At 70.6% G+C, this 24,325-nt stretch carries 26 protein-coding genes and 1 other RNA gene; 5 read left to right on the top strand and 22 right to left on the bottom strand.

The genetic code is table 11. From position 1 onward, the window contains the following. Positions 1-5: 5 nt before the first annotated feature. The 12 genes from ybgC to ACFW16_RS27560 form a co-directional block, all read right to left on the bottom strand. Positions 6-437, bottom strand: coding sequence for a tol-pal system-associated acyl-CoA thioesterase (ybgC, locus tag ACFW16_RS27615; RefSeq protein ID WP_380311182.1), 432 nt, complete (start codon positions 435-437; stop codon positions 6-8). Next, entirely contained in the window at positions 434-1,480 is a 1,047-nt protein-coding gene (gene ruvB, locus ACFW16_RS27610; RefSeq protein ID WP_380311180.1) for a Holliday junction branch migration DNA helicase RuvB, read from the bottom strand. Before ruvB ends, ybgC begins: the two co-directional genes overlap by 4 nt. Continuing rightward, complete coding sequence (ruvA, locus tag ACFW16_RS27605; RefSeq protein WP_380311178.1) at positions 1,477-2,103, bottom strand: Holliday junction branch migration protein RuvA; 627 nt, start codon at positions 2,101-2,103, stop codon at positions 1,477-1,479. The genes ruvB and ruvA overlap by 4 nt, the downstream gene beginning before the upstream one ends. After that, positions 2,100-2,609, bottom strand: coding sequence for a crossover junction endodeoxyribonuclease RuvC (gene ruvC / locus ACFW16_RS27600; RefSeq protein ID WP_380311176.1), 510 nt, complete (start codon positions 2,607-2,609; stop codon positions 2,100-2,102). The genes ruvA and ruvC overlap by 4 nt, the downstream gene beginning before the upstream one ends. Before the next feature lie 227 nt (positions 2,610-2,836). Further along, positions 2,837-3,586: a YebC/PmpR family DNA-binding transcriptional regulator gene (locus ACFW16_RS27595; protein ID WP_380311174.1), complete on the bottom strand. Its 750-nt coding sequence runs from the start codon at positions 3,584-3,586 to the stop codon at positions 2,837-2,839. A 218-nt stretch (positions 3,587-3,804) separates the two neighbouring features. Then, positions 3,805-4,644 carry a YmdB family metallophosphoesterase gene (locus ACFW16_RS27590; protein ID WP_380311172.1) on the bottom strand — a complete coding sequence of 280 codons (840 nt, stop codon included), beginning with the start codon at positions 4,642-4,644 and terminating at the stop codon, positions 3,805-3,807. A gap of 12 nt (positions 4,645-4,656) precedes the next feature. Further along, positions 4,657-5,247: a 5-formyltetrahydrofolate cyclo-ligase gene (locus tag ACFW16_RS27585; protein WP_380311170.1), complete on the bottom strand. Its 591-nt coding sequence runs from the start codon at positions 5,245-5,247 to the stop codon at positions 4,657-4,659. Between the two features lie 25 nt (positions 5,248-5,272). After that, positions 5,273-5,433, bottom strand: a non-coding RNA gene (gene ssrS / locus ACFW16_RS27580) — 6S RNA. A 13-nt stretch (positions 5,434-5,446) separates the two neighbouring features. Next, positions 5,447-5,773 (bottom strand): cell division protein ZapA, encoded by a 327-nt coding sequence (locus tag ACFW16_RS27575; RefSeq protein ID WP_225766787.1) that lies wholly within the window; start codon positions 5,771-5,773, stop codon positions 5,447-5,449. A gap of 4 nt (positions 5,774-5,777) precedes the next feature. Continuing rightward, the gene (locus ACFW16_RS27570) at positions 5,778-6,008 is read right to left on the bottom strand and encodes a hypothetical protein (protein WP_225766788.1); all 231 of its coding nucleotides are present in this window, start codon (positions 6,006-6,008) and stop codon (positions 5,778-5,780) included. 36 nt (positions 6,009-6,044) lie between these two features. Continuing rightward, positions 6,045-7,130 carry an Ldh family oxidoreductase gene (locus tag ACFW16_RS27565; RefSeq protein WP_380311167.1) on the bottom strand — a complete coding sequence of 362 codons (1,086 nt, stop codon included), beginning with the start codon at positions 7,128-7,130 and terminating at the stop codon, positions 6,045-6,047. Between the two features lie 84 nt (positions 7,131-7,214). Next, a complete protein-coding gene (locus tag ACFW16_RS27560; RefSeq protein WP_380311165.1) occupies positions 7,215-9,239 on the bottom strand; it encodes a glycoside hydrolase family 3 protein in 2,025 nt (674 codons plus the stop codon). Positions 9,240-9,579: 340 nt separating this feature from the next. Here ACFW16_RS27560 and tkt point away from each other — a divergent pair, with 340 nt between their 5' ends. Further along, on the top strand, positions 9,580-11,571 hold the full coding sequence (gene tkt, locus ACFW16_RS27555; protein WP_380311163.1) for a transketolase: 1,992 nt from the start codon (positions 9,580-9,582) through the stop codon (positions 11,569-11,571). A 90-nt stretch (positions 11,572-11,661) separates the two neighbouring features. Next, complete coding sequence (gap, locus tag ACFW16_RS27550; protein ID WP_380311161.1) at positions 11,662-12,669, top strand: type I glyceraldehyde-3-phosphate dehydrogenase; 1,008 nt, start codon at positions 11,662-11,664, stop codon at positions 12,667-12,669. Between the two features lie 142 nt (positions 12,670-12,811). Here gap and ACFW16_RS27545 read toward each other — a convergent pair whose 3' ends face one another. Next, positions 12,812-14,119, bottom strand: a complete 1,308-nt coding sequence (locus ACFW16_RS27545; RefSeq protein WP_380311159.1) for an ammonium transporter — start codon at positions 14,117-14,119, stop codon at positions 12,812-12,814. 270 nt (positions 14,120-14,389) lie between these two features. Here ACFW16_RS27545 and ACFW16_RS27540 point away from each other — a divergent pair, with 270 nt between their 5' ends. Together ACFW16_RS27540 and ACFW16_RS27535 are read left to right on the top strand one after the other, a co-directional pair. Next, positions 14,390-15,529, top strand: coding sequence for a succinylglutamate desuccinylase/aspartoacylase family protein (locus ACFW16_RS27540; RefSeq protein ID WP_380311157.1), 1,140 nt, complete (start codon positions 14,390-14,392; stop codon positions 15,527-15,529). Between the two features lie 192 nt (positions 15,530-15,721). After that, a complete protein-coding gene (locus ACFW16_RS27535; RefSeq protein WP_380311155.1) occupies positions 15,722-16,171 on the top strand; it encodes a dihydroneopterin aldolase in 450 nt (149 codons plus the stop codon). 5 nt (positions 16,172-16,176) lie between these two features. Here the strand turns inward: ACFW16_RS27535 and ACFW16_RS27530 are convergent, their stop codons facing one another. The 3 genes from ACFW16_RS27530 to gstA form a co-directional block, all read right to left on the bottom strand. After that, the gene (locus ACFW16_RS27530) at positions 16,177-16,548 is read right to left on the bottom strand and encodes a 4a-hydroxytetrahydrobiopterin dehydratase (RefSeq protein WP_380311153.1); all 372 of its coding nucleotides are present in this window, start codon (positions 16,546-16,548) and stop codon (positions 16,177-16,179) included. A 61-nt stretch (positions 16,549-16,609) separates the two neighbouring features. Continuing rightward, the gene (locus tag ACFW16_RS27525; protein WP_380311151.1) at positions 16,610-17,203 is read right to left on the bottom strand and encodes a cysteine hydrolase family protein; all 594 of its coding nucleotides are present in this window, start codon (positions 17,201-17,203) and stop codon (positions 16,610-16,612) included. 24 nt (positions 17,204-17,227) lie between these two features. Continuing rightward, positions 17,228-17,842, bottom strand: a complete 615-nt coding sequence (gene gstA, locus ACFW16_RS27520) for a glutathione transferase GstA (protein WP_380311149.1) — start codon at positions 17,840-17,842, stop codon at positions 17,228-17,230. 119 nt (positions 17,843-17,961) lie between these two features. Between gstA and ACFW16_RS27515 the strand changes: the two genes are divergently transcribed. Then, complete coding sequence (locus ACFW16_RS27515) at positions 17,962-18,816, top strand: LysR family transcriptional regulator (protein WP_380311146.1); 855 nt, start codon at positions 17,962-17,964, stop codon at positions 18,814-18,816. On the opposite strand, the gene ACFW16_RS27510 is transcribed toward ACFW16_RS27515, so the two are convergent. The 6 genes from ACFW16_RS27510 to pxpB form a co-directional block, all read right to left on the bottom strand. Further along, positions 18,807-19,442 (bottom strand): HD domain-containing protein, encoded by a 636-nt coding sequence (locus ACFW16_RS27510; protein ID WP_380311144.1) that lies wholly within the window; start codon positions 19,440-19,442, stop codon positions 18,807-18,809. The two genes, ACFW16_RS27515 and ACFW16_RS27510, sit on opposite strands and share 10 nt — an antisense overlap. Positions 19,443-19,446: 4 nt before the next feature. Continuing rightward, a complete protein-coding gene (locus tag ACFW16_RS27505; protein WP_380311142.1) occupies positions 19,447-19,920 on the bottom strand; it encodes an NUDIX domain-containing protein in 474 nt (157 codons plus the stop codon). Positions 19,921-19,992: 72 nt separating this feature from the next. Beyond that, positions 19,993-21,573: a peptide ABC transporter substrate-binding protein gene (locus ACFW16_RS27500; protein WP_380311140.1), complete on the bottom strand. Its 1,581-nt coding sequence runs from the start codon at positions 21,571-21,573 to the stop codon at positions 19,993-19,995. 155 nt (positions 21,574-21,728) lie between these two features. Next, positions 21,729-22,589, bottom strand: a complete 861-nt coding sequence (locus tag ACFW16_RS27495; protein WP_380311138.1) for an alpha/beta fold hydrolase — start codon at positions 22,587-22,589, stop codon at positions 21,729-21,731. Between the two features lie 15 nt (positions 22,590-22,604). After that, positions 22,605-23,612, bottom strand: coding sequence for a biotin-dependent carboxyltransferase family protein (locus ACFW16_RS27490; RefSeq protein WP_380311136.1), 1,008 nt, complete (start codon positions 23,610-23,612; stop codon positions 22,605-22,607). Further along, positions 23,609-24,319: a 5-oxoprolinase subunit PxpB gene (gene pxpB / locus ACFW16_RS27485; protein ID WP_380311134.1), complete on the bottom strand. Its 711-nt coding sequence runs from the start codon at positions 24,317-24,319 to the stop codon at positions 23,609-23,611. The genes ACFW16_RS27490 and pxpB overlap by 4 nt, the downstream gene beginning before the upstream one ends. Between the last annotated feature and the right edge of the window lie 6 nt (positions 24,320-24,325).

Below are 24,325 nucleotides of genomic sequence, written 5' to 3'. Positions count from 1 at the left end.
GCCCTTCACTCCGCCGCGTGCGACGCGGTCTGACCTTTGATCGCGTTGAAGACCTCGCGAAGCCGCGGCGGCATCCGTGCCGCCCGGCCGTCACGAGTGATGCAGGCCAATTTCAGCAGCAATGTGACGATGTCGTCCCCATCGCGCCGGATCACCTGCGACATTTCGAGACTGGCGCCGCCGATCGCCGTCACCCGCGTCTCGACCAGAAGCTGGTCGTCGAGCCGGGCGGAACGGCGGAAATCGATGGCGCAGTGGCGCACGGCGAAGGCGATACCGGTCTTCGCCAGCATCGACCACTGCTCGAACCCCGCCGCGCGCAGAAGCTCGGTCCGCGCCCGCTCGGCGAAGCGCAGATAGGAGGCGTGATAGACGATTCCCGACCCGTCCGTGTCCTCCCAATAGACCCGGACGGGAAAAAAATGGGGCGCGGTCACGGCTCGTCTTCCGGCAACAGATCGAGCTGGGAGGCGGCGCGCTTCGGCTCGGCCAGGCCGAGCGCGCGGTAGCCGCGGTCGCCCAGGACGCGGCCGCGCGGCGTGCGCTGCACCAGGCCCTGCTGCAGCAGGTAGGGCTCGATCACGTCCTCGATCATGTCGCGCTGCTCGCTCAGCGCCGCCGCCAGCGTCTCGACCCCGACCGGACCTCCGCCGTAATGCTCCGCGATCAGGCGCAGATAGCGCCGGTCCATGGCGTCGAGCCCCGCCTCGTCGACGTCGAGGCGCTTCAGCGCCTGGTCGGCGGCGCGGGCGTCGATCCGGTCCAGCCCGGCCACGGCGCCGAAATCGCGCACCCGGCGCAGCAGCCGGCCGGCGATGCGCGGCGTGCCCCGCGACCGCTTGGCGATCTCGTGCGCGCCCTCGTCGGTCAGCGGGCAGCCGAGCAGCCGGGCGCCGCGGCTGACGATCGATTCCAGCTCCGGCGTGCCGTAGAAGTTCAGCCGCAACGGGATGCCGAAGCGGTCGCGCAGCGGCGTGGTGATCAGCCCCGACCGGGTGGTGGCGCCGACCAGGGTGAAGGGCGGCAGGTCGATCCGCACCGACCGTGCCGCCGGCCCCTCGCCGATGATCAGGTCGAGCTGGAAGTCCTCCATCGCCGGGTAGAGGATCTCCTCCACCGCCGGGTTCAGGCGGTGGATCTCGTCGATGAACAGCACGTCGCGCGGCTGCAGGTTGGTCAGGATCGCGGCCAGGTCGCCGGCGCGGGCGATCACCGGGCCGGAGGTGGCGCGGAAGCCGACGCCGAGCTCGCGCGACACGATCTGCGCCAGCGTGGTCTTGCCCAGGCCCGGCGGGCCGAACAGCAGGACATGGTCCAGCGCCTCGGCCCGGCCGCGGGCGGCGGTGACGAAGACGCGGAGATTGTCGCAGACCTCGCGCTGGCCGACGAAATCCTCCAGCGTCTGCGGCCGCAGCGAGGCGTCGTCGTCGCCCTGGCGCTCGCCGGTGACGATGCGGTCGGTGTCTCCGGGGCCGCTCATGACGCCAGCTCACGCAGGGCGGCGGGGATGATCGCCGACACGGTCGCCTCGGAGCCCAGCCTGCCGCCGGCCCTGGCCACGGCGGCGAAGGCCTCGGCCCGGCCGTAGCCGAGATTGACCAGGGCGGAGACGGCATCGGCCGCGGCGCCCGCCTCCGCCGGCGCGGAGGGGGCCGCGGCGCCCCCGCCATGGAAGGCGGCGACGGCTGGCCCGAGCGCGATGCCGCCGACCTTGTCCTTCAGCTCCGACGCGATCCGGCCGGCCAGCTTCGGCCCGACGCCCTCGGCCCGGGCCAGCATCGCCTTGTCGCCGGCGGCGATGGCGGTGGCCACCTGGTCCGGCGACAGCACCGACAGGATGGCCAGCGCCACCTTGGCGCCGACCCCCTGCACCGTGGTCAGAATCCGGAACCAGTCGCGCTCCGCCGTGTCGGCGAAGCCGTAGAGATGGATGTGGTCCTCGCGCACATGGGTCTCGACATGCAGCGCCACCGCCTCGCGCGGACCGCCCAGCAGGCCGAGGGTGCGGCGCGAGCAGAAGACCAGGTAGCCGACGCCGTTGCAGTCGATGACCGCATGGTCGGCCCCGGCGCTGTCCAGGAGGCCGCGCAGCCGGGCGATCATCGCGCCACCTGCAGCCGGATGCCGGCGATGCTGGCCTCGGTCTGGCGATGATGGGCGTGGCAGATCGCGACCGCCAGCGCGTCGGCCGCGTCCGGCGTCTTGAAGGTGGTCCCCGGCAGCAGCATCCGCACCATGTGCTGGACCTGGGTCTTGTCGGCATGGCCGGCGCCGACCACGGATTTCTTGATGTGGTTGGCGCCGTATTCCGCGACCCGGAGGCCGGCCAGCGCCGGCACCAGCAGCACCACGCCGCGGGCGAGGCCCAGCTTCAGGGTCGAGGTCGGGTTCTTGTTGACGAAGGTCTCTTCGACCGCCGCCTCGTCCGGCGTCCAGCTTCGGATCACCTCGACCAGCCCGTCATGCAATTGCACGAGACGCGTGGCGAGGTCGGCCTTGTCGTCGGAATCGACGCTGCCGTCGGCGATGTAGCGCAACCGGTTGCCGTCGACATCGAGGACGCCCCAGCCGGTGTGGCGCAACCCGGGGTCGAGGCCGAGGATCCTCATCGGCTGCTCATTGCCGGAAACCGGCCTCGATAGCATTTTTTGCTGTCATTGCCGGGCTTGACCCGGCAATCCAGAAGATGTCGACAGCCTCTGGATGCCCGGGTCAAGCCCGGGCATGACAGGATGGGAGGTGTCGGCGAGGACAAGACAAAAGCCGGCCAGCCGCTCGCGGCCGTCCGGTCCGATCCCATCTCCATCCCCCGAAATGCCATCACCCCTCCGCCGGCTCAGGCCGTGAGCCGCGCCATGATCTCGTCCGGGATCTCGAAATTGGCCGAGACCCGCTGCACGTCGTCATTGTCGTCGAGCGTGTCCAGCAGCTTCAGCAGCGCCGCGCCCTGCTCCTCGTTCACCGCGATCGTGTTGAGCGGGCGCCAGACCAGCCCGGCCGAATCCGGCGCGCCGAACTTTTCCTCCAGCGCATCGCGCACGGCGGCGAAGCCCTCGACCGAGGTGGTCACGGTGTGGCTCTCGTCATCGCTCTGCACGTCGTCGGCACCGGCCTCCAGCGCCGCCTCGAACACCGCGTCGGCGCTGGCGGCCTTGGCCGGGAACACCAGCTCGCCGACCCGGTTGAACATGAAGCTGACCGAGTTGGTCTCGCCCAGCGACCCGCCATGCTTGGTGAAGATCGAGCGCACTTCCGCCGCGGTGCGGTTGCGGTTGTCGGTCAGCGCCTCGACGATCACGGCGATGCCGGCCGGGCCGTAGCCCTCGTAGCGGATCTCGACATAGTCGCTGTCGTCGCCGTCGCCGGTGGCGCGCTTGATCGCCCGCTCGATGTTGTCCTTCGGCATGTTCTCCTTGCGCGCGGCCTGGATGGCGGCGCGCAGGCGCGGGTTCATCGCCGGGTCGGGCAGGCCGAGCTTGGCGGAAATGGTGATCTCGCGCTGGAGCTTGGTGAAGATCTTGCCCCGCTTGGCGTCCTGCGCGCCCTTGCGGTGCATGATGTTCTTGAACTGTGAATGACCGGCCATGGGGCTGCGCCTGACTGACTTTGGAAACTCGCGGCGGGAGACATATGCGGCCGGCCCGTCGACGGCAAGCGCCACCGCTCGGTCACCCGCGCCGCGTTAGGCCCAGACTATGGCGGTTTTGTGGCCCGGAGGAAAGAGGCACGAAAGTTTCCAGCCCGGGATATTCCGTTTCACTGCAATCGGATAGACGCAATTGCAGAGAAACAAGTTGAATAGGATCAACCCGCCGATTCGGCCGGGGCGAAGCCGCTGGGCCAGGCCGGCGTCAGCCGGCCGCCGATGCGCAGCGGCTCGACCCGCCGGGCGAGTCCCGTGGTCTCGTCGGTCTCCAGCACCAGGCCGCAGATCGTCGGCTGGCCGTCGGCCGGGGTCAGCCGCTCGGTCGGCATCTTGCGGATGAAGCGGGCGATCGCCGGCTCCTTCACCATGCCGATGACGCTGTCGTAGTCGCCGCACATGCCGGCGTCGGTCTGATAGGCGGTGCCGCCGCGCAGGATGTGCAGATCCGCAGTCGGGACATGGGTGTGGGTGCCGACCACCAGCGTCACCCGGCCGTCGAGATGGTGGCCCATCGCCATCTTCTCGCTCGACGCCTCGCCGTGGAAATCGACGACGATGGCGTCGACCACGCCCGGCATGGCCATGTCGGCCAGCAGCTTGTCGACCGCGGCGAAGGGGTCGTCCAGCGCGTCCATGAACAGCCGCGCCATGATGTTGACCACCAGCACCTGGCGCCCGCCGCGGGCCTGCAGCAGGGTGGCGCCGCGCCCCGGCGTGCCGGCCGGGAAGTTCGCCGGACGCACGATCCGCCGATCGCGGTCGATGCTGCCCAGGAGCTCGCGCTGGTCCCAGACATGATTGCCGGTGGTCAGGCAGTCGACGCCCGATTCGTAGAACTCCTCGGCGATCTTCGGGGTGATGCCGAAGCCGCCGGCCGAGTTCTCGCCGTTGACCACCACGAAATCGAGGTCGAGGCGCTGCCGCAGCCGCGGCACCTGCTCCATCACCGCCAGGCGGGCGGCGCGGCCGACGACGTCACCCAGGAAAAGAATGCGCATCCGAAATCCGTCTCAAGCAGCAATGCGGATCGCCTCGCGATCCGTCACGATCCAATCCAGGGCCTCGTCGTGCAGGCCGACCGGCACCGCCGTGACCTCCTGCCCGGCATAGCCGATGCCGACCGCGACCACGGGCCGCTGCGCCCGCAGCCCGGCCAGGGTGCGGTCGTAGAAGCCGGCGCCGTAACCCATGCGGAAGCCCTTGCGGTCGAAGCCGAGCAGCGGCACGAACAGCAGATCCGGCACCCGCTCGGGTGCCGAGGGCGCCGGCACCGACACCCCGAACACACCCTCGACCAGCGGCGCCTCGGGCGTCCAGTCGCGGAAGATCAAAGGCTGGCCCTTGCCCTGCACCACCGGCACGCAGGCGGCATGGCCGCGATCGATCGCGGCGCGCAACAGCGGCAGCGGGTCGAGCTCGTCCTCGATCGGCAGGTAGCCGCTGACCACCCCGCCCGGCGGCATGGGAATCGCCTGCAGGACGATGTCGCGGAGCCGTTCGCCCGCCCCGGCGCCGTGCCGGGCGTGGTAGGCGGCACGGCGTTCCCGCGCCGCGGCCCGGAACGCCTTCTTGGCGTCGCGCAGCTCGGTCCCGTCAGGCATCGCGGCTGGGAAAGAGAGAAGTGGTAGCGGAGCCGCATCGGCCGGTGGTCATATCGTCTCCTCTTGGGCCCTGCAACAGCAGGTGGGTGCCGTGTGTCCGGGACCACGATCCCGGCAGGGACAGCCCCCTAAGAGAAGCGCATCGGCCCCAGGGACAAAGCGACCTGTCGAACCGCGCAGCCCCGCTCCGTGCACAGATTTAGGGCGTCTCGACCCGGGCTGCAATGGCCTCGATCCGATCCGCGAGCTTCTGCAGCCGGGACGCCAGCTCCGGATCGTCCAGCGGCGACGGCGCCGGGGCGGGCGCGCCCGGGACCTTGCCCTCGCGCAGGTCGAGCAGCTCGTCGCCCAGCATCAGGGCGACCATGACCAGGAGATGGGTGTCGGTCGCGGTCCGCACCGAACCCTGGATCTCGCGGATCCGCTCCGCCACGAAGGCGGCGACCTCGCGGACGCGGCCTTCCTGCCCGTCCTCGCAGGCGATCGGATAGGGGCGGTTGTTCAGAGTGATTTCGACCCGGGCCACGGCGCTACTTTTCCAAAAGGGTCTCGATGCGCTGGATCACCTGGTTGACCCGCGCCGCCACCGTCGCCGTGTCCTCGCGCAGCTCGGTCTCGATCTCGGTCACCGCCTGCGAGCGCACGCGGTCCGCGATCTCGTCGATCTGCGTCTGGCGACGCTCCTCCTGGGCCGCCACGGCGGCGTCCAGGCGCTCCAGGGCGCGCTCCAGGCGGTCGAGCTCCGCGGTCAACCCGCTCATGGGCGGGACTCCAGATCCAGCGTCATCCGGGTGAAACTATGCGCCGGCCTGCGCCCCGTCAACGGAAGCCTCCGGCGTGGGCACGCCGACGGTGCCGGCGAAGGCCGTCAGACGCTCCCAGGTGCGGCGGTCCAGCGGCACGCCGAGCCGTTCCCGCTCCGCCGCCTCGCGCTTCTCCGGATCGCCCGGCGCCATCACCTCCTGTCCCGGCTGGGCCGGCTGCGTCCGCAGATCCGAGAGAATCGCCGCGAGCGACGAGTCGAAACCGCCGGCGGCGAAGGCCTGCGGCTTCAGCAGAAGGAAGAAATGGCCGATATGCACCGGCTGGCCCGGGCCGGTGAACTTGGTCATGCGGAAGCCGTGCGACATGCCGGTCAGGCTGGCGCACAGGATCTCCACCATCATCGCCAGGCCGGCCCCCTTGTAGCCGTAGCTCAGCCCGCCGATCGGAATCAGGCCGGTGGCGACATGCGGGTCGGTGGTGGCGACGCCGTCGTCGCCGACCGCCACCTCGGGCGGCAGGGGCGTCCCGGTGTCGCGGCGCAGATGCACGCGGTTCAGCGGGACGGCGCTGGTCGCCATGTCCAGCAGCATCGGCTCCTCGTCCCGCGCCGGGGCGGCGAAGCTGATCGGGTTGGTGCCGAAGAACGGCTTCACCCCGCCATGCGGCACCACCAGCGCATCGGCATGGGTGCAGCCGAAGGCGACGAAGCCGCGCTTCGCCGCCGCCAGGGTGTAGACGCCGGTGGCGCCGTGATGGGACGAGCGGGTGACCACCGCCGCGGCCAGCCCCGTCTCCTCCGCCGCCCGCGCCGCCTCGTCGATGGCGCGGTAGCTGGCGAGGTGGCCGAGGCCGCCATCGGCATCGACCACGACGCAGGCCGGCGCGGTGCGGGTCGCCGTCACCGCCGGGGTCGGGTTGACCCGTCCGTTCTGCAGCTGGTCGAGGTAGAAGGGAATCAGGCGCACGCCATGGGTGTCGACGCCGCGGGCCGAGGCGTCGGTCATCGCCCGCGCGGTCGCCGCCGCGCTGTCCTCCGACATGCCGGCGCCGCGCAGCAGCGCCGCCGCGAAGTCTTCCAGCGCCGCCCGCGTCAGGCGCACCCCGTCGAACCGTTCCATCCCTACGTCTCCGAAACCCTCTCGCCGGCGCCGCCGCCGTTATGTCCGACATGTGTAGCGCGGCGCCGGGAGGGTCTCCAGGACTTATTCGGCCGAAGCGATGGGCCCGCCGTAGCGCAGGCCGAAGCCGAACGGGTACAGCGGCGCCCGGCTGTCATAGGGCGCATCCGAGGCCTGGGCCAGCACCGCCGCCATCGAGGACGGCAGCTCGAAGGGCAGCCGGCCGCGCGGCCGGGCCTTGCCCTGCAGCACGTCCAGCAGCGCGTCGTCGGTGATGCCGAAATTGCCGAGCAGCGCCGCGGCGCGGCTGCTGATGTTGGTCAGCACCGCCGGCCGGTCGAGATAGACCGTAACGATGGTCGGCACGACGGCCGAGGCGCGCTTGACCGCCTCGTAATCGGCATCGCCGTCGCGGAAATCCAGCCGCCCCTCGTGCTGCCGGCTGCCGAAGGTGTAGTTCGGGTGCAGGATCTCGTACGGCGCCGCCGTCCGCACCAGGGCGAAATCGGCCTGAGCCGGGTCGTCGACCACGGTGAAGCCGCGGGCGCGGACGGCCGCCGCGTCGACATTGTGCAGCCAGACCCGCTTCAGCAGCGGGTTCAGCGGCAGCATCGGCCGGCCGCGGCCGGCGCCGCGCATCGCCGCGGGCTTGTTCTCCAGCAGCACCAGCGAGGCCTGCTGGGCGGACTTGCCCTCCGCCACGAAGCGGGCGTTGCCGGCGATGCGGCCGGCCGCAGCCTCGTCGGCATAAGGGTTCTCGAACAGGCCGAGGGCGAATTTCTGCACCAGGATACGGACCACCGACTGGTCCAGGCGCCGCTCGCTGACCTGGCCGCCGCGCACCGCCTGCACGATCGGCGCCGGATCGTCGCTGGTGCCGCCGAACTGGTCGATGCCGGCATCGATCGCCTTGACGAAACGCTGCTGGACCGTGGCCTGCTCCATCCCCCAGGGCGTGCCGAAGCCGGCGAAGCCCGGCGCCTGCCCGTCCGGCCAGCCGTCGCGGCAATGGACGTCGCAGTCCTGGGTGATCGCCCAGTCGCTGAGGATCAGCCCGTCGAAGCCGAAGCGGCCGCGCAGCAGGTCGGTCAGCAGCTGCTTGCTGAAGCCGGCGCCGACCCGCTCGAGCGGCCGGCCGAACAGGGTCAGGCCCGCGGGCGGCACCGAATAGGTCGGCATCACCCCGGCCACGTCGGCGGCGAAGGCACCGCGGAAGGCGCGGACATGGTCCTGGAAGCGGCCGGCCGGGAAGGTCAGGTCCTGGCCGTAATGATTGTGGCCGTCGAAGCCGTCGACGGCAGCGCCATAGCCGACCCAGTGCTTGACCACGGCGACGACGCTGCCGCGGTTCAGGCCGCGTTCGCCGTTCTGGAAGCCGGCGACATAAGCCTCGACCAGGCGGCTCGCCAGGTCCGGATCCTCGCCGAAGGTGCCGTTGATCCGCGGCCAGCGCGGCTCGGTCGACAGGTCGGCCTGCGGCGACAGGGTCATGCGCAGGCCGACCGCCTCGTATTCCTGCCGGGCGACGTCGCCGAAGCGGCGCACCAGGCGGGGATCGCCGATGGCGGCCAGCCCGGTCGTCTCCGGCCATTGCGAGAACGCGGTGTTCTCGACGCTGGCGCCGGGCACGTATTGGAAATGGTTGCGGGGGTCGGAGCTGAGCATCACCGGGATGCCCAGCCGGGTCTGCTCGGCCACTTCCTGGGCCTGGTTGGCGGCCACGGCCTGGGCCTGGGCCGTGCCGGCCAGGCGGCTGATCATGGCGCCGACATGCCGGCCGCCGATCAGCGTCGCCAGCGACTCCGCGGTCCAGCCGTCGCCGGTCGCGGTCGTGGCCGGCGTGGCGTGCAGCATCTGGCCGGCCTTCTCCTCCAGCGTCATGCGCCGGACCAGGTCCTGGGCCCGCACCGCCGGCGGCAGGCGGCGATCCTCATAGGGATCCAGCCGGCCGTTGCGGTTCAGGTCCTTGTACGGGACGCCGCGCTCCACCAGCAGCGGCGCCGAGCGCGCCGCCAGGGCCGAGGTGGCATCGGCCAGGGCCGGGCCGCAGGCCAGATATCCGCCCAGGCCGATGACGGCCGCGGCGGGCCAGAATTGAAACTTCCGCAATCATCCCTCCCCTCTTCCGATGTCTATGGACCCTATAGAGCGATTCCGGATTTCATCAATTCAAATCCATGGCCTTCGGCAATACTGCGAAAATTCAACGATTACGCATCAAAGTCTTTTAAATTTTATGGTTTCGAATGCCGACACAGCAGATCATGGACGCTGCGGATGGCGGGCGAGGCCTCGCGAATGTCCGACCTTTCCGCCGGCAATTTCGGCCCGAAATGGGCATTTGGTGGCATTGACGCGGGCCGACCGGGGCTGCATGGTGCCGCCGCTTCCGACGAGAGCCCGGGCGGGTTATCGTCGGATCCTCCCGTGTCCCGAACGGATCGATGCCATGAGCGACAGCCCCCGGACCGTGACCCACACCGACATGGCGAACGCCATTCGCTTCCTGTCCCTGGACGCGGTCGAGGCGGCGAAGAGCGGCCATCCCGGCATGCCGATGGGCATGGCCGACGTCGCGACGGTGCTGTTCAGCCGCTACCTGAAGTTCGACGCCGCCGCCCCGACCTGGGCCGACCGCGACCGCTTCATCCTGTCGGGCGGCCACGGCTCGATGCTGCTCTATTCACTGATGTACCTGACCGGCAACAGCAAGATCACGCTCGACGAGATCAAGCATTTCCGGCAGCTCGGCCACCACACCGCGGGCCATCCCGAGGTCGATCACGAGGCCGGGATCGAGACCACGACCGGCCCGCTGGGCCAGGGCCTGGGCAACGCCGTCGGCTTCGCCCTGGCCGAGCGCATCCTGAACGCCCGCTTCGGCGACGACCTGGTCAACCACCACACCTGGGTCACCTGCGGCGACGGCGACCTGATGGAGGGGATCAGCCACGAAGCCTGCTCGCTGGCCGGACACCTCAAGCTCGGCCGGCTGATCGTCCTCTACGACGACAACCACATCTCGATCGATGGCCCGACCACGCTGTCCTTCAGCGACGACGTCCAGAAGCGGTTCGAAGGCTATCACTGGCATGTCCAGCGGATCGACGGCCACGACACCGACGCGATCGCCGCCGCGATCGACGCGGCGCTGGCCGATGAGCGGCCGAGCCTGATCGCCTGCAAGACCATCATCGGCTGGGGCGCCCCGAACAAGCAGGGCACCAGCGCCACCCACGGCTCGCCGCTGGGCAAGGACGAGGTCGCCGCCACCCGCGCCAACCTGAACTGGCCGTACCCGCCCTTCGAGGTGCCGGAGGCCACGATCGCGGCCTGGCGCGAGATCGGCAAGCGCGGCGAGGCCGAGCGCCTGGCCTGGGACGCCCGCCTGCTGAAGACGCCGGCCGAGACCCGCGCCGCCTTCCGCCAGGCCAACACCGGCGTCCTGCCCTCCGGCCTCGACGGCATCCTGGCGAAGTTCAAGGCCGAGATCTCGGAGACCAAGCCGAGCCTGGCCACCCGCGTCGCCTCCGGCCAAGTGCTGGAGCTGCTGGTGCCGGCGATCCCGGAGCTGATCGGCGGCTCGGCCGACCTGACGCCGTCGAACAACACCAAGACCAAGGCCTCGACCGACATCGAGCCCGGCAAATATGGCGGTCGCTACGTCCGCTACGGCGTGCGTGAGCACGGCATGGCGGCGGCGATGAACGGCCTGGCCCTGCATGGCGGCGTCATCCCCTACGGCGCCACCTTCCTGACCTTCACCGACTATTGCCGTCCGTCGATCCGCCTGGCGGCGCTGATGCGCCAGCGCGTCGTCTTCGTCATGACGCATGACTCGATCGGCCTCGGCGAGGACGGCCCGACCCATCAGCCGGTCGAGCATGTCGCGGCGCTGCGGGCGATCCCGCACCTGATGGTGTTCCGCCCCTGCGACGCGGTCGAGACCGCCGAGGCCTGGCAGATCGCGCTGGAGACCGAGGACGCCCCGTCGGTGCTGGCGCTGACCCGCCAGAACCTGCCGACGCTGCGCCGCAACGCCAATGCCGAGAACCTGTCGGCCAAGGGGGGCTACATCCTCGAGGAGGCCACCGGCACGCCGCGCGTGCTGCTGGTCGCCACCGGCTCGGAGGTGTCGATCGCCAAGGAGGCGCGCGAGGCGCTGGAGGCCGAGGGCATCGGCACCCGCCTCGTCTCCATGCCCTGCTCGGCGCTGTTCGACCGCCAGCCGTCGGATTACCGCCGCCGGGTGCTGGGCCAGGGCGTGGTCCGCATCGCGGTCGAGGCGGGCGTGCGCCAGGGCTGGGACCACTATATCGGTCCGGAGGGCGGCTTCGTCGGCATGACCGGCTTCGGCGCCTCGGGCCCCTATGACCAGCTGTACAAGCATTTCGGGATCACGGCCGAGGCGGTTGTCGCCGCCGCCAAGGCCAAGCTGTAATGCCGATGCCGGGGACCGGCCCGTCCTGAAGGGAACGGGTCGGCGCCCCATCCGCTATCGGTACGAGACCATCGGATCGGAGAAGACGACATGGCCGTGAAGGTTGCCATCAACGGGTTCGGGCGCATCGGGCGCCTGGTGCTGCGGGCGCTGATCGAATCCGGGCGCAAGGACATCGAGGTGGTCGCGATCAACGACCTCGCCGACGTCAAGACCAACGCCCATCTGCTGAAATACGACAGCGTGCACGGCCGGGCGCCGTTCGACATCGCGGTCGAGGGCGACACGCTGGTCGTCAACGGCCACGGCATCAAGGCGGTGCAGCAGCGCGACCCGACCCAGCTGCCCTGGGGCGCGCTGGGCGTCGAGATCGCGCTGGAATGCTCCGGCATCTTCACCAAGCGCGACGACGCCGCCAAGCAGCTGGCCGCCGGCGCCAAGAAGGTGCTGATCTCGGCCCCGGCGACCGACGAGGACCTGACCGTCGTCTACGGCGTCAACCACGACAAGCTGACGGCCGAGCACAAGATCGTCTCCAACGCCTCCTGCACCACCAACTGCCTGGCGCCGGTCGCCTGGGTGCTGCATGAGGCGATCGGCATCGATCACGGCTTCATGACCACGATCCACAGCTACACCGGCGACCAGCGCATCGTCGACACGATGCACAAGGACCTGCACCGGGCCCGGGCCGCGGCGCTGAACCTGATCCCGACCTCGACCGGCGCCGCCAAGGCCGTCGGCAAGGTGCTGCCGGAGCTGAAGGGCAAGCTGGACGGCACCTCGATCCGCGTGCCGTCGCCGAACGTCTCGGTCGTCGACTTCAAGTTCGTCGCCAAGCGCCCGACCACGGTCGAGGAGGTCAACGCGGCGATCAGGCAGGCCGCCGGCGGCAAGCTGAAGGGCATCCTCAGTTTCTACGAGGAAGACCTGGTGTCGACCGACTTCAACCACGACGCCCATTCCTCGATCTTCGCGATCAACGAGACCAAGGTCATCGACGGCACCTTCGTGCGGGTGCTGAGCTGGTACGACAACGAATGGGGCTTCTCGAACCGGATGGGCGACACCGTGATCGCCATGTCCCAGGCCCGCTGACGCGGGATCCCGGTTCAGGACTGAGGGAGGGCGGCTTCGGCCGCCCTCTTCTTTTGTGCCCAAGAAATCGGCAGCCCGCGCCACGGGCAAAAAAGGGGCGTCCCGGAGGACGCCCCAAGTCTGGCCGCCACTATGCGACGCGCTATTGCACCGCCTCGCCGTGCAGGGCGAGGTCGAGGCCGTCGCGCTCCGCCTCTTCCGAAACCCGAAGGCCCATGACCGCCTTGATCAGGAACAGCAGCACCGCGGTGACCACGCCGCTCCAGATCAGCGTGGCAAGCACGCCCTCGACCTGGATCCAGACCTGGCCGGGGTTGCCGTAGAGCAGGCCGGTCCCGAGCGAGTTGATCGACGGATCGGCGAAGACGCCGGTCAGGATCGCGCCGACGATGCCGCCGACGCAGTGCACGCCGAACACGTCGAGCGAGTCGTCGTAGCCGAACGCCTTCTTCACCGAGGTCGCGGCGAAGTAGCAGATGATGCCGGCGGCGACGCCGATCGCCAGCGCACCCATGGGGTTGACGAAGCCGGAGGCCGGGGTGATCGCCACCAGGCCGGCGACCGCGCCGGAGATGACGCCGAGCACGCTGGGCTTACCCTTGGCGCCCCATTCGACGAACATCCACGCCAGCGCCGCGGCCGCCGTGGCGATGTGGGTCACGGCGAAGGCCATGCCGGACAGGCCGCCCGCCGCCAGCGCCGAACCGGCGTTGAAGCCGAACCAGCCCACCCACAGCAGCGAGGCGCCGATCACGCTGAGCACCAGGTTGTGCGGCGCGAAGGCATGCACCACGCCGGCGCCGTAGCCGTGCCGCTTGCCGATCACGATACAGGCGACGAGGCCGGCGATGCCGGCATTGATGTGCACCACCGTGCCGCCGGCGAAGTCGAGCACGCCGGCCCCGAACAGCCAGCCGTTCGACTGCCAGACCCAATGCGCGATCGGCGAGTAGACGATGATCGACCACAGCGCGGTGAAGACCAGCAGCGACGAGAACTTCATGCGGTCGGCGAAGGCGCCGACGATCAGCGCCGGCGTGATGATCGCGAAGGTCATCTGGAACATCATGAACACGCTTTCCGGGATCGTCCCGGTCAGCGCGTCGACCGACAGCCCCTTCAGGAAGCCGCGCGACAGGTCGCCGACATAGGCTCCGCCGGGGCCGAAGGCGAGGCTGTAGCCCAGCACCATCCAGATGATGCTGATCAGGGCGGTGATGGCGAAGCACTGCATCAAGATGGACAGCACATTGGCCTTGCGCACCATGCCGCCGTAGAACAGCGCCAGGCCCGGAATGGTCATCATCAGGACCAGCGCGATCGATGTCTGCATCCAGGCCGTGTCGCCCGAATTCAGCGTCGGCGTCGCCGCCGCGTCCTGCGCCCATGCCGGCAACGCCGTCAGCAAGGCGGCGCACACGCCCCCCAGTCCCCAAAACGTCCGCTTCATTGAGTCTTCTCCAGCCTACGTCTTTCCGGCTGACGGTCGGCAGCCGCCCTGTCGGCACCGGCACGAACCGCCTTCGCCGAGGGTTCAAGCAAGTGCCGTGCCGGTTTTGCCGGCAGCGGGCGAAACCGAGGATCGAGGCGAGCCGATCAACCCGGATTGGGCAAAATTTAGGCAACACTCGCGGCACTGGCGAAAAAATCATCAGCTGGAGACTGATGCCTTCCGGCGACCGCTGCGCTAGGGTGCCGCGCCTTTAGCCAGAGCGCCGCCATGACCAAGACCGTCAGCCAGATCCCGCTGCCCTCCCCCGCCCTCGGCACCAGCCGCGCCGTGACCGTGCACCGCTACGGCCGGCCCGGGGCCCGTCCCAAGGCCTATGTCCAGGCCGGGCTGCACGCCGACGAGCTGCCGGGCATGCTGGCCGCCCATCACCTGCTGCGCCGGCTCGACGCGCTGGACGCCGCCGGGGCGATCAAAGGCGAGATCGTGGTGGTGCCGGCCGCCAACCCGATCGGCTTGTCGCAATCGGTGCTGGAGTATCACGTCGGCCGCTTCGCCCTGGACGGCCGCGGCAACTTCAACCGCCACTACCCGGACCTGGCCTCGATCGTGGCGCCGCGCATCGCCGGGCAGCTGACCGGCGACGCCGAGCGCAACATCCGGCTGGTGCGCGCGGCCCTGCTGGCGGCGCTGGCGGAACAGCAGCCGGCCGATGAGACCGGCGCGCTGCGCAAGCTGCTGCTGGGCCTGTCGATCGACGCCGATTTCGTGCTCGACCTGCATTGCGACAACCGGGCGCCGGTGCATGTCTATCTCGGCACGCCGCTGTGGCCGGATGGCGAGGACCTGGCCCGCGAGTTCGGGGCCGAGGTGGTGCTGCTGGCCGAGGAGTCCGGCGACAACCCGTTCGACGAGGCGAATTCGGCGCCGTGGTGGGTCTTGCGCAAGCTGCTCGGCGACGCCCATCCGCTGCCCCCGGCCTGCCTGGCGGCGACGATCGAGCTGCGCGGCCAGGCCGATGTCGACGACGCCACCGCCGGGGCCGACGCCGACGCCCTGGTCCGCTTCCTGCAGCGCCGCGGCGTCGTGGCCGGCGATCCCGGCCCGCTGCCCGAGGCGCGGTGCGACGCCACGCCGCTGGCCGGCAACGAGATGCTGCGCGCCCCGGTGGCCGGCATCGTGACCTACTCCCAGCCGCTCGGCGCCCGGCTGCGCCGCGGCGAGCATGTCGCCGACATCGTCGACCCGACCGCCGATCCGGCGCAGGCGCGCACGCCGCTCCACGCCGGGGTCGACGGGGTGCTGTGGTCGCACTGCCTGCATCGCCTGGTGCGGCCCGGCGACATCGTCGCCAAGATCGCCGGCGCCGAGCCGATCGAGGGCCGCGGGGCCATCCTGCTCACGACCTGATCCGTCCCGGATCCGCCTCGCCGGGGTGGCGGGAGCCATGCACGCCATGCGTGCACTTCCCTCTCGCCTTCCCCGACCGATCGCGGCAGGATGCTCCTGCTTGGGCCATTGCACGGCCAGACTGCCCGTGCCTCGCCATCGGACCCTCGGCCGGCAGAGTCACGGCCCTGCGTCCGCCAATCGGATCGCCCCATGAGTGCCCCGAACCGTTCCCCGATCCCGCTCGTCACGCGCGCCGGATCGAAGCCGACAACCTTTCCGACGGCCGAAACGGCCCGCGCGGCCGCCTATCTGATCCGGCTGCGCCATTTCGTCGTGCCGATGTCGATCGGCGTCTATGCCCATGAGGAGGAGCGGCGCCAGCGCGTCCGCATCAGCGTCGAGATGGAGGTCGAGCTGCCGGCCGGCGGCATCGGCGACGACATCGGCCGCATCCCCTCCTATGAAGGTCTGGTGCAGGGCCTGCGGGCGCTGGCCGAGAAGGAGCATGTGCGGCTGATCGAGACGGTTGCCGAGCATGTGCTGGACCTCGCCATGGCCCATCCGATGGTGCTGCGGGCGACGACCGAGGTCGAGAAGCTCGACGTCTTCCCCGAGGCCGAGGCGATCGGCGTCCGCTTCGAGCGCCGCCGCGAGGGGTGAGCCGCTCAGTCGTACTTCAGGTAGGCGAACCTCGGATCGGCGGGGGTGCCGTCCAGCCCGGCGCCGTCGCGGGCCGGCTGCCAGGCCACCACCTCCTCGATCTTGCGGGCCAGGGCGAAGTCGCGGTCGGTGATGCCGCCGCCGGCGTCATGCGTGTTCAGCCGGACCTCGACCCAGCCCCAGGATGCGGCGATCTCCGGATGATGCCAGGCGGCCTCGGCCAGATGGCCGATGGCGCCGATGACCAGCATCGTGCCCTTCCAGCCATGCGTCTCGTAGCGCCGGCGGATGGTGCCGTCCTCGAAGCGCCAGCGCGGCAGGTCGCGGGCCAGGCGGGCCTCGACCTCCGCGGGCGGATAGGCATGTTTCGCGGCCATCGCGATCCTCCCGATGGGATCGGCGGCCCTGGCGGGCCGCCTTCACCCAAAGGATAGCGCGTCAGTCGCGGACGGCATCCCCCTGCGCCACCACGACGGCGAAGCGGTCGGCCAGGGCGGTCAGCGCCGCCCGGTGCACCTCCGCCGCCGGCCGCACGCCGCCGAGCGGATCCGGCAGGTCGCGGGTGCCGCAGGCCGAGGCGACGACCGTCGAGAACAGCCCGTGGTCAACCGCCGAGCGGGTGGTGGCGTCGACGCACATATGGGTCATGAAGCCGACCGTCACGAGCTTGCTGCGCCCCGTGGTGGCGATGCGCCCGGCCAGGTCGGTGCCGGCGAAGGCGTTGGGCAGGCCCTTCTTCACCACCACCTCCCCGGCCGCCGGCGTCACCGCCGCGATCGGGGCGACATAGGGGCCGTCGACGTCGAACAGCCCGCCCTTGCGCTCGTTCAGCACATGGATGATCGGGGTGCCCAGGCGGCGCGCCCGGGACAGCAGGCCCGCCGCCTCCTCGACCGCCGCGCTCCATCCGGGCAGGGACAGTTGGCCGTCGCTGTATTCGCGCTGCATGTCGATCAGCACCAGCACCGCCTCCGACAGGGCGGTGGGCTCCAGCCGGGCGCCGGCATGGTCGAGCAGGGTCTTGGGACGCATCGTCGTTTCCTGGGGTGAAAGGGGTCAGGCGGCCTGGGCCGAGCTCTCGGCGGCCAGCGCCGCCGTCACGGAGGGGCGGGCGCCGATGCGCTGCAGATAGGCCGCGATCGCCGGCCAGCGGCCGAGGTCGATGGCGAAGAACCGGGTCCAGCCCAGCAACGTGAACAGGTACACGTCCGCGACGCTGAAACCGCTTTCGAGCAGGTAATCCCGTGCCTGCAGCGCGTCCTCGACCACGGCGAAGCGGCGGAACAGCTTGTCGCGCAGGATCGCCTTCGCCTCCTCTGGCAGCATCGGGTTGAACAGCGGGCTGAAGCCGGCATGGATCTCGCTGGTGATGAAGCTCAGCCATTCCTGCAGCCGCACCCGCTCCCACGTCCCGTTGGTCGGCGCCAGCCCGGCCTCGGGCTTGAGGTCGGCGAGGTATTGCACGATCACCGCCCCCTCGGTCAGCACCCGGCCGTCATCAAGCTGCAGCGCCGCGACATAGCCCTTGGGGTTGATCGCCAGGAAGTCGCCGCCATCGGCGGTCCGCTTGGTCCGGTTGTCGACCCGGACCAGGTTGAAAGGCAGGCCCAGCTCGCGCAGCACGATGTGCGGCGACAGCGAGCAGGTGTCGGGGGCGTAGTACAGCTTCATCCGGCTCTCCGGCATCCGGCCGCCGCGGGGGTCGCGGCGGATCACGCGATCAGATTTGGCTGCCGCCTCGCCTGCAGGAAAGCCGAGATTCTGCCGAAGCAGTCTGCAATACTGCAGATATGGATTGGGATCTCGCCCGCTTTGTCCTGGCGATCGCCAGGCACGGCACCGCCTCCGCCGCGGCGCAGGCGCTGGGGGTCGACCAGACCACCGTGTCGCGCCGCCTGGCCGCAGCCGAATCCGTGCTGGGCACGCCGCTGTTCGAGCGGATCGACCGGCGGTTCCGGCCGACGCCGGTCGGGACCGCCGTGGCCGCCCAGGCGGAGGCGATGGAGCGGGCGGCGGCGGCCATCGAGCACGCCGCGCGCGACCGTGACGCCGCGGTCTCCGGCCCGATCCGGATCGCGGCGCTTCCCAGCTTCGCCTCCTGGCTGATCCCGCGCCTCGGTGCGCTGTACCGGCACCATGCCGGGCTGCGGCCGACGATCCTGAGCGCGGAGACGAATGCGGATCTGGAGCGCCGCGACGCCGACATCGCCCTGCGCCTGGCCCGGCCGCGCGCCGGCGATCTGGCGGCGCGGCTGGCGGCCCGGATCGGCCACGCCGTCTATCGCGCGCGGGGCACCGATGGCGATGGCTGGATCGCCCTGGACAAGGCGCATGAGGAGCTGCCGCAGAGCGTCTGGCTGCGCGACCAGCCCGGCGGCCGTGACCCGCTGCTTCGGGTCAGCGGCGGCATCGAGCTGCTGGCCGCAGTGCAGGCCGGACTCGGCCGCGCCATGCTGCCCTGCTTCATGGCGGATGAGGAACCGGGGCTGGAACGCCTGTCCGGCCCCGTCCCGGTGGTCACGCGCGAACTGTGGCTGCTGCTGCCCGGCCCGGCCAGGGACGTGCCGCGCATCCGGACGGTGGCCGACTGGCTCGCGGCCGCGCTGGCGGAAGACCGCGTCCGGCTGGAGGGCGTTCAGGCCTGATTGGGCTCCGGCACCCAGCTGCCTTCCCGGTCGGCCCGCCCGTAGAGTCGCTCGACCAGCAGCCGGATCGTCGGGTCGCTGTCCAGCGCCTCCTGCATCCGGCTGAAGGTCCGGGTCCGGGTGACGCCGTGCTCGTGCCAGGACTTGCCGCCGCTCATGACGTTCTGGGCGAAGGCCTGCAGCCGGTCGAGCGCGCGGGCGAAGCGGGCCTCCGGCGTCTCGCCGGCCTCGAACTCGGTCCACCAGCCATGCACCCGGTCGCGCAGGTCGGGCGGCAGCAGGCCGAACAGTTTCACCGCCGCCTCGGCCTCACGCGCCGCCTGATCCTGCCGGCCGACATCGTCATAGGCGAAGGTGTCGCCGGCATGGATCTCGACCAGGTCATGCACCAGGATCAGCGACAGGACCTTGGCGATGTCGACCTCGAAGCCGATCTCGTCCTTCAGCAGCAGGGCGTACAGCGCCATGTGCCAGGTGTGCTCGGCGTCGGTCTCGCGCCGGCTGCCGTCGGTCAGGGTGTTCTGACGGGTGATCTGCTTGAACTGGTCGCAGACCAGCAGGAACTCCTGGATCTGGGCCAGGCGGTCGCCAGGAGTCGGGGCGGCGGGCGGGGGCGTCTCGCTCATGGGGTCACCAGACGGGGTCGATGCTGCGTTGGCCGAGGACCTCCTGGATCCGGCGATGGGTCGCGGGCTGGATGTCGCGCGGCAGGTCGTTGGCCGGGAAGAAACGGGCCTCGGCGATCTCGTAGGACAGGCGGCCGCCGGAGGGGCGCCAGCGGTCGGCCAGGAACACCGCGACGTGATCGCAGCGCAGCTGGTCGAAATGGGCGTAGACCGAGAACAGCTTGGCGCCCGATTCGACCTCGACCGCCGCCTCCTCGCGTGCCTCGCGCACGGCGCAGGCCTCGAAGCTCTCCCATTTCTTGACGCCGCCCCCGGGGAAGTACCAGCCGGAGCGGTAGGTGTGATGCACCAGCAGGAAGCGCCCCTCCCCGTCCCGCACCACCATGCGGGCGCCGAGGGTCAGCGGCTTGCGCAGCCTGAGATAGGCGTTGTGGGCGCGGTGCAGCAGGTGCGGCAGGGTGCGGCGGGCCGAATTCATGGCCCGCAGATGACCCGGCGGAGCGGGCCCGTGTCAACCGCTCCGGACGCCGCCCTGCCTTCCCCGCGGCGCCTAGCGCTCGACCGACAGCCAGCGGGTCGGGTGCTGGTCGCGCAGGTTGTCGGCCCATCCCTTCACCGCCGGCGAGACCAGGTGCCGGCTGGTGTAGAAGAACAGCGGGATCACCGGCGTGTCGGCGATCATCAGCCGCTCCGCCTGCTGCAGGATCGCCGCCCGCTTTCCTGCATCCGTCTCGGCCGAGGCCTGGTCCAGCAGCGCGTCATAGGCCGGGTTGGAATAGTCCGAGGTGCTGAGCTCGCCGATGCCGCTGCGCTGCAGCTCCAGGAAGAAGTTCGCGTCGTTGTACTGCCCGATCCAGCCGGTACGGGCGAAGTCCTGGAACTCCTTCCGGTGGTGCTGGGTCAGGTAGGTCGACCATTCCAGGTTCTCCAGCGTGGTCTCGACGCCGAGCTTCTGCTTCCACATCGCGGCGACGGCGACGGCGATCTTCTTGTGGTTTTCCGAGGTGTTGTAGGTGATCTTCACCTGCAGCGGCTGGTCCGGACCATAGCCGGCCTGGGCCAGGAGGGCCTTCGCCTCCTGGTCGCGCCGCGCCTGGGTCCAGCCCGCCTCTTCCGGCTGCCAGGCCGGGAAGCCCTCGGTCCCCGGCGGCACGAAGCTGTAGGCCGGGGTCTGGTTGCCCTGCGCCACCTTGCCGATGATGACGTCGCGGTCGACCGCCAGCGACAGGGCGCGGCGCAGCGCCGGGCTGCCCTTCCACGGCTCGTGGTTCAGGTTGATGGCGTAGAAGTAGATGCCGAGATAGGGCGCGATGTGCAGCTCGTCGGGATGGCTCTGCTTCAGCGCCGGCACCTGCTGGCTCGGCACCTCGGTGGTGACGTCCAGCTCGCCCGCCTGGAAGCGCGACAGCTCGCTGTCGACATCCTCGGTCACGACATAGCGCACCGCGTCGATCGTCACATTCGCCGCGTCGTGGAACTGCGGGTTCTTCCGCAGCGTCATGTGCGACTGCGGCACGTCCTCGGCCAGCACATAGGCGCCGTTCGACACCAGGTTGCCCGGCCGGGCGAAGGCGTCGCCGAATTTTTCGACGTTCGCCCGGCTCACCGGGAAGGTCGAGTTGTTGACCAGCATCGACAGGAAATAGGAGGTCGGGCCGACCAGGCTGACCTCGAAGGTCCGGTCGTCGACCGCGCGGACGCCGAGATCCTCGGGCGGCTTCTGCCCCAGCCGCACCTCCTTCGCCCCGACGATGCGGTCGAGGAAATAGGCATAGGGCGCCGCGGTCTTCGGGTCGACTAGCCGGCGCCAGGAATAGACGAAGTCCTGCGCCGTCACCGGGCTGCCGTCCGACCATTTGCCGTCGGCGCGCAGCGTGAAGGTGTAGGTCCTGCCGTCGTCGGAGACGGTCCAGCTCTCAGCCGCGCCGGGCACCAGCTCGCCCTTCGGCCCCGGCGCCAGCAGCCCCTCGAACAGGTCGAGCTCGATCCAGGATTCCGGAATGCCGACGGATTTGTGCACGTCCAGCGTCTCCGGCTGGCCGCCATTGCCGCGGGACAGGATGGTCTCCGCCCCGGCCGCGCCGCTCCACAGCGCGGCGGCGACCAGGCCGATGAGGATGTGATGGCGCATCGAATCGTCCTTCCTTCCGTTGGCGGAAGGCGTGCCATCATGTGGAATGCGGATCAACCACGCAGATTCTTTGCTGAATCGTAGGTTGGGTTCGCGGATGCGAACCCGACATGTCGACGCAGCACCGTGTCGGGTTCGCCCGTAGCGAACCCGACCTACGTCCCGACGAACCCGGTGATCGCCGCCCGCAGCGCCTCCGGCTCGTCGACCCGGATCGAGTGGCTGCTGTCCTCGAAGATCCGCAATGTCGAGCCCGGGATCAGGCGGTGGATCTCCTCGGAGAACTCCGGCGGGCAGATCCAGTCGTGCCGGCCGGCCAGGATCAGGGTCGGGGCGGTGATCCGCGCCAGCTCCGGCCGCAGGTCGAGCCGGCGCAGGAAGCCGTCGGGGCCGAAGGCGCGGTTGATCGCATCCGGCGAATGGATCGCCCGCCCCCGCGTCGCCGCGGCCGCCGCAGGGTCGTAGCGGCGGGAATAGAGCGGGCCCATCGCCTCGTAATAGGCCTCGAGATCCGCCTCGGAGCGGAAGCCGCCGGCCCACAGGACCTCCCCGGCCGCGACCTGCTCCGCCGTGCCGCGCTCGCGCAGGATCTGCTGCGCCCGCGGGATGAAGCCGGCATGGGCGGCGGTGACGATCAGCACCAGATGCGACACCGCCTCCGGGTAGCGCGCGGCATGCGCCATCGCGACCATGCCGCCATAGCTGGTGCCGATGCTGGCGATCGGCCCGAGGCCGAGATGGCGGCGCAGCGCCTCCATGTCCTCGACATTCTCGTCCAGCGTGTAGCGCGCCGGGTCACCGCGGGCGGAGCGGCCCTGGCCGCGATGGTCGAAATAGACCAGCTGCATGTGCCGGGCCAGCGGGCTCATGCTCGGCTTGAAGCCGCTGTGGTCCGAGCCCGGGCCGCCATGGATCAGGAAGCCGGTCGGCCGCTCGCGCATCGCGCCGCCCTCCGGCACCAGCCCGGCGCCGTCGATGTCGAACCAGATCTCGGTGTCGCGGAGCTTCGCGCGCATCTCGTCCCTCGAAATTCAGATCCCGGCGTGGACCGCCACCCCGGCGGCCAGGCGGCGCAGGTCCAGCCCGGCCTGCCGGCGCCGTTCCTCGGCCTCGGCCAGCCCGACCGGCACGAAGCGCAGCACGTCGCCCGGGCGCAGCTGGCCCAGCAGCGGCAGGTCGGCCTCGATCACCTGGGCGATGCGCGGATAGCCGCCGGTGCTCTGGGCATCGGCCATCAGCACGATCGGCTTGCCCTCGGGCGGCACCTGGACCGTGCCGGTGGTCACCGCCTCCGACAGCAGGTCGCGGGGATACGACAGGCTGAGCACCGGCCCGTCCAGCCGGTAGCCCATGCGGTCGGAGCGCGGGCTGACGGTGAAGCGCTCGCCATGGAAGGCGGCCAGGCTGTCGCGGTCGAAGGCGGTCGCCTGCAGCCCGGGCAGCACCCGGACATGCGGCGACCGCCGCAGCGACGGGTCGAGATCGGCGGCGGCGGACCAGGCGGTGGTGGCGAAGGGCCGGTCGCCGCGCTCCGCCGCCAGCAGCCGGACCAGGCGTTCGCCCAGCGCCGTCGGCGCGCCGGCCGGCAGCCGGTCGCCCGCCTGCAGCGCCCGACCCTCGAGCCCGCCGAGCCCGGCCCGGAGATAGGTCGAGCGGCTGCCCAGCACCGGCGGCACGGCGATGCCGCCGGCGACCGCGAGATAGCTGCGGCAGCCGATATTGGTCGGGGTGAAGCGCAGCTCCGCCCCCGCCGGCACCAGCACCGGCCGGCGGACCGGCACGGCCTCGCCGCCCACCGTCCCGCGCATGCCGCCGCCGGCCAGCGCGACCAGCGCCTCGGCCTCGAAGCGCAGCACAGCACCCATCAGCGTCATCTCCAGCGTGGCGGCGCCGGGGTCGTTGCCGACCAGGATGTTGGCCACGGCGTGCGAGCGCCGGTCCATCGCCCCGCCGACCACCACGCCGTGCCGGCGATGGCCGAAGCGGCCGAGATCCTGCACCGTCGACAGCAGGCCGGGTTCGAGAACGGCAACGGTCACTTGGCGCCTCCGGCCAGGGCCTCGAACTCCGCCGCCGCGATCGGGCGGAAGCGGATGCGGTCGCCCGCCTGCAGCAGGCAGGGCGGGTCCTCGCCCGGCAGGAACAGGGCCAGCGGCGTGCGGCCGATCAGGTTCCAGCCGCCCGGGGATTCGACCGGGTAGATCCCGGTCTGCGGCCCGCCGATCGCGACCGAGCCGGCCGGGATCTTCAGCCGCGGCGAGGCCCGGCGCGGCGTCGCCAGCCGCTCGGCCAGCCCGCCGAGGAACGGAAAGCCGGGGCTGAAGCCGATCATGTGCACCCGGTATTCGCCGCCGGAGTGGAGGGCGATCACCTCCTCCTCGGTCAGGCCGTGATGCTGCGCCAGCTCGGCCAGGTCCGGGCCGAAGGAGCCACCATAGGCGACCGGGATCTCGACCAGCCGGGGCTCCCCCAGTGTCGTGGGATCGAGGCCGGACAGCCGCGCCTCCAGGAGCCGCTGCACCGTGGCGGCCGGCGGCTCGTCGCGGTCGCGCGGCACGGCGTCGGGATCGAAGAACACCGCCAGCGTGGCGAAGCCGGGCGAGGCCTCGACGAAGCCGGGGAACGGGTCGCTCTCCAGCGACACGGTCAGGGCATGGATGGCGTCGGCGATCGCGCCATCGATGGTCTCGCCGAAGCGCACCACCATCGCGGTCTCGGTCATCACGGCGATCGACGCAGCGGTCACGGGCCT

Source organism: Inquilinus sp. NPDC058860 (genome assembly GCF_042743185.1).
Taxonomy (GTDB): Bacteria; Pseudomonadota; Alphaproteobacteria; order DSM-16000; family Inquilinaceae; genus Inquilinus.
This window is presented reverse-complemented; position numbering and strand designations above follow the sequence as displayed.

What these genes read in the sequence shown, in the direction of transcription:
- gstA (WP_380311149.1), bottom strand. Translation starts at nt 17,842, where the DNA reads ATGAAGCTGTACTACGCCCCCGACACCTGCTCGCTGTCGCCGCACATC.
- ACFW16_RS27540 (WP_380311157.1), top strand. Translation starts at nt 14,390, where the DNA reads ATGACCAAGACCGTCAGCCAGATCCCGCTGCCCTCCCCCGCCCTCGGC.
- ACFW16_RS27530 (WP_380311153.1), bottom strand. Translation starts at nt 16,548, where the DNA reads ATGGCCGCGAAACATGCCTATCCGCCCGCGGAGGTCGAGGCCCGCCTG.
- ACFW16_RS27500 (WP_380311140.1), bottom strand. Translation starts at nt 21,573, where the DNA reads ATGCGCCATCACATCCTCATCGGCCTGGTCGCCGCCGCGCTGTGGAGC.
- gap (WP_380311161.1), top strand. Translation starts at nt 11,662, where the DNA reads ATGGCCGTGAAGGTTGCCATCAACGGGTTCGGGCGCATCGGGCGCCTG.
- ACFW16_RS27595 (WP_380311174.1), bottom strand. Translation starts at nt 3,586, where the DNA reads ATGGCCGGTCATTCACAGTTCAAGAACATCATGCACCGCAAGGGCGCG.
- ACFW16_RS27515 (WP_380311146.1), top strand. Translation starts at nt 17,962, where the DNA reads ATGGATTGGGATCTCGCCCGCTTTGTCCTGGCGATCGCCAGGCACGGC.
- ACFW16_RS27570 (WP_225766788.1), bottom strand. Translation starts at nt 6,008, where the DNA reads ATGAGCGGGTTGACCGCGGAGCTCGACCGCCTGGAGCGCGCCCTGGAG.
- ruvC (WP_380311176.1), bottom strand. Translation starts at nt 2,609, where the DNA reads ATGAGGATCCTCGGCCTCGACCCCGGGTTGCGCCACACCGGCTGGGGC.
- ruvB (WP_380311180.1), bottom strand. Translation starts at nt 1,480, where the DNA reads ATGAGCGGCCCCGGAGACACCGACCGCATCGTCACCGGCGAGCGCCAG.
- ACFW16_RS27510 (WP_380311144.1), bottom strand. Translation starts at nt 19,442, where the DNA reads ATGAGCGAGACGCCCCCGCCCGCCGCCCCGACTCCTGGCGACCGCCTG.
- ACFW16_RS27505 (WP_380311142.1), bottom strand. Translation starts at nt 19,920, where the DNA reads ATGAATTCGGCCCGCCGCACCCTGCCGCACCTGCTGCACCGCGCCCAC.
- ACFW16_RS27590 (WP_380311172.1), bottom strand. Translation starts at nt 4,644, where the DNA reads ATGCGCATTCTTTTCCTGGGTGACGTCGTCGGCCGCGCCGCCCGCCTG.
- ACFW16_RS27565 (WP_380311167.1), bottom strand. Translation starts at nt 7,130, where the DNA reads ATGGAACGGTTCGACGGGGTGCGCCTGACGCGGGCGGCGCTGGAAGAC.
- ACFW16_RS27495 (WP_380311138.1), bottom strand. Translation starts at nt 22,589, where the DNA reads ATGCGCGCGAAGCTCCGCGACACCGAGATCTGGTTCGACATCGACGGC.
- ACFW16_RS27535 (WP_380311155.1), top strand. Translation starts at nt 15,722, where the DNA reads ATGAGTGCCCCGAACCGTTCCCCGATCCCGCTCGTCACGCGCGCCGGA.
- ruvA (WP_380311178.1), bottom strand. Translation starts at nt 2,103, where the DNA reads ATGATCGCCCGGCTGCGCGGCCTCCTGGACAGCGCCGGGGCCGACCAT.
- ACFW16_RS27545 (WP_380311159.1), bottom strand. Translation starts at nt 14,119, where the DNA reads ATGAAGCGGACGTTTTGGGGACTGGGGGGCGTGTGCGCCGCCTTGCTG.
- tkt (WP_380311163.1), top strand. Translation starts at nt 9,580, where the DNA reads ATGAGCGACAGCCCCCGGACCGTGACCCACACCGACATGGCGAACGCC.
- ACFW16_RS27585 (WP_380311170.1), bottom strand. Translation starts at nt 5,247, where the DNA reads ATGCCTGACGGGACCGAGCTGCGCGACGCCAAGAAGGCGTTCCGGGCC.
- ACFW16_RS27525 (WP_380311151.1), bottom strand. Translation starts at nt 17,203, where the DNA reads ATGCGTCCCAAGACCCTGCTCGACCATGCCGGCGCCCGGCTGGAGCCC.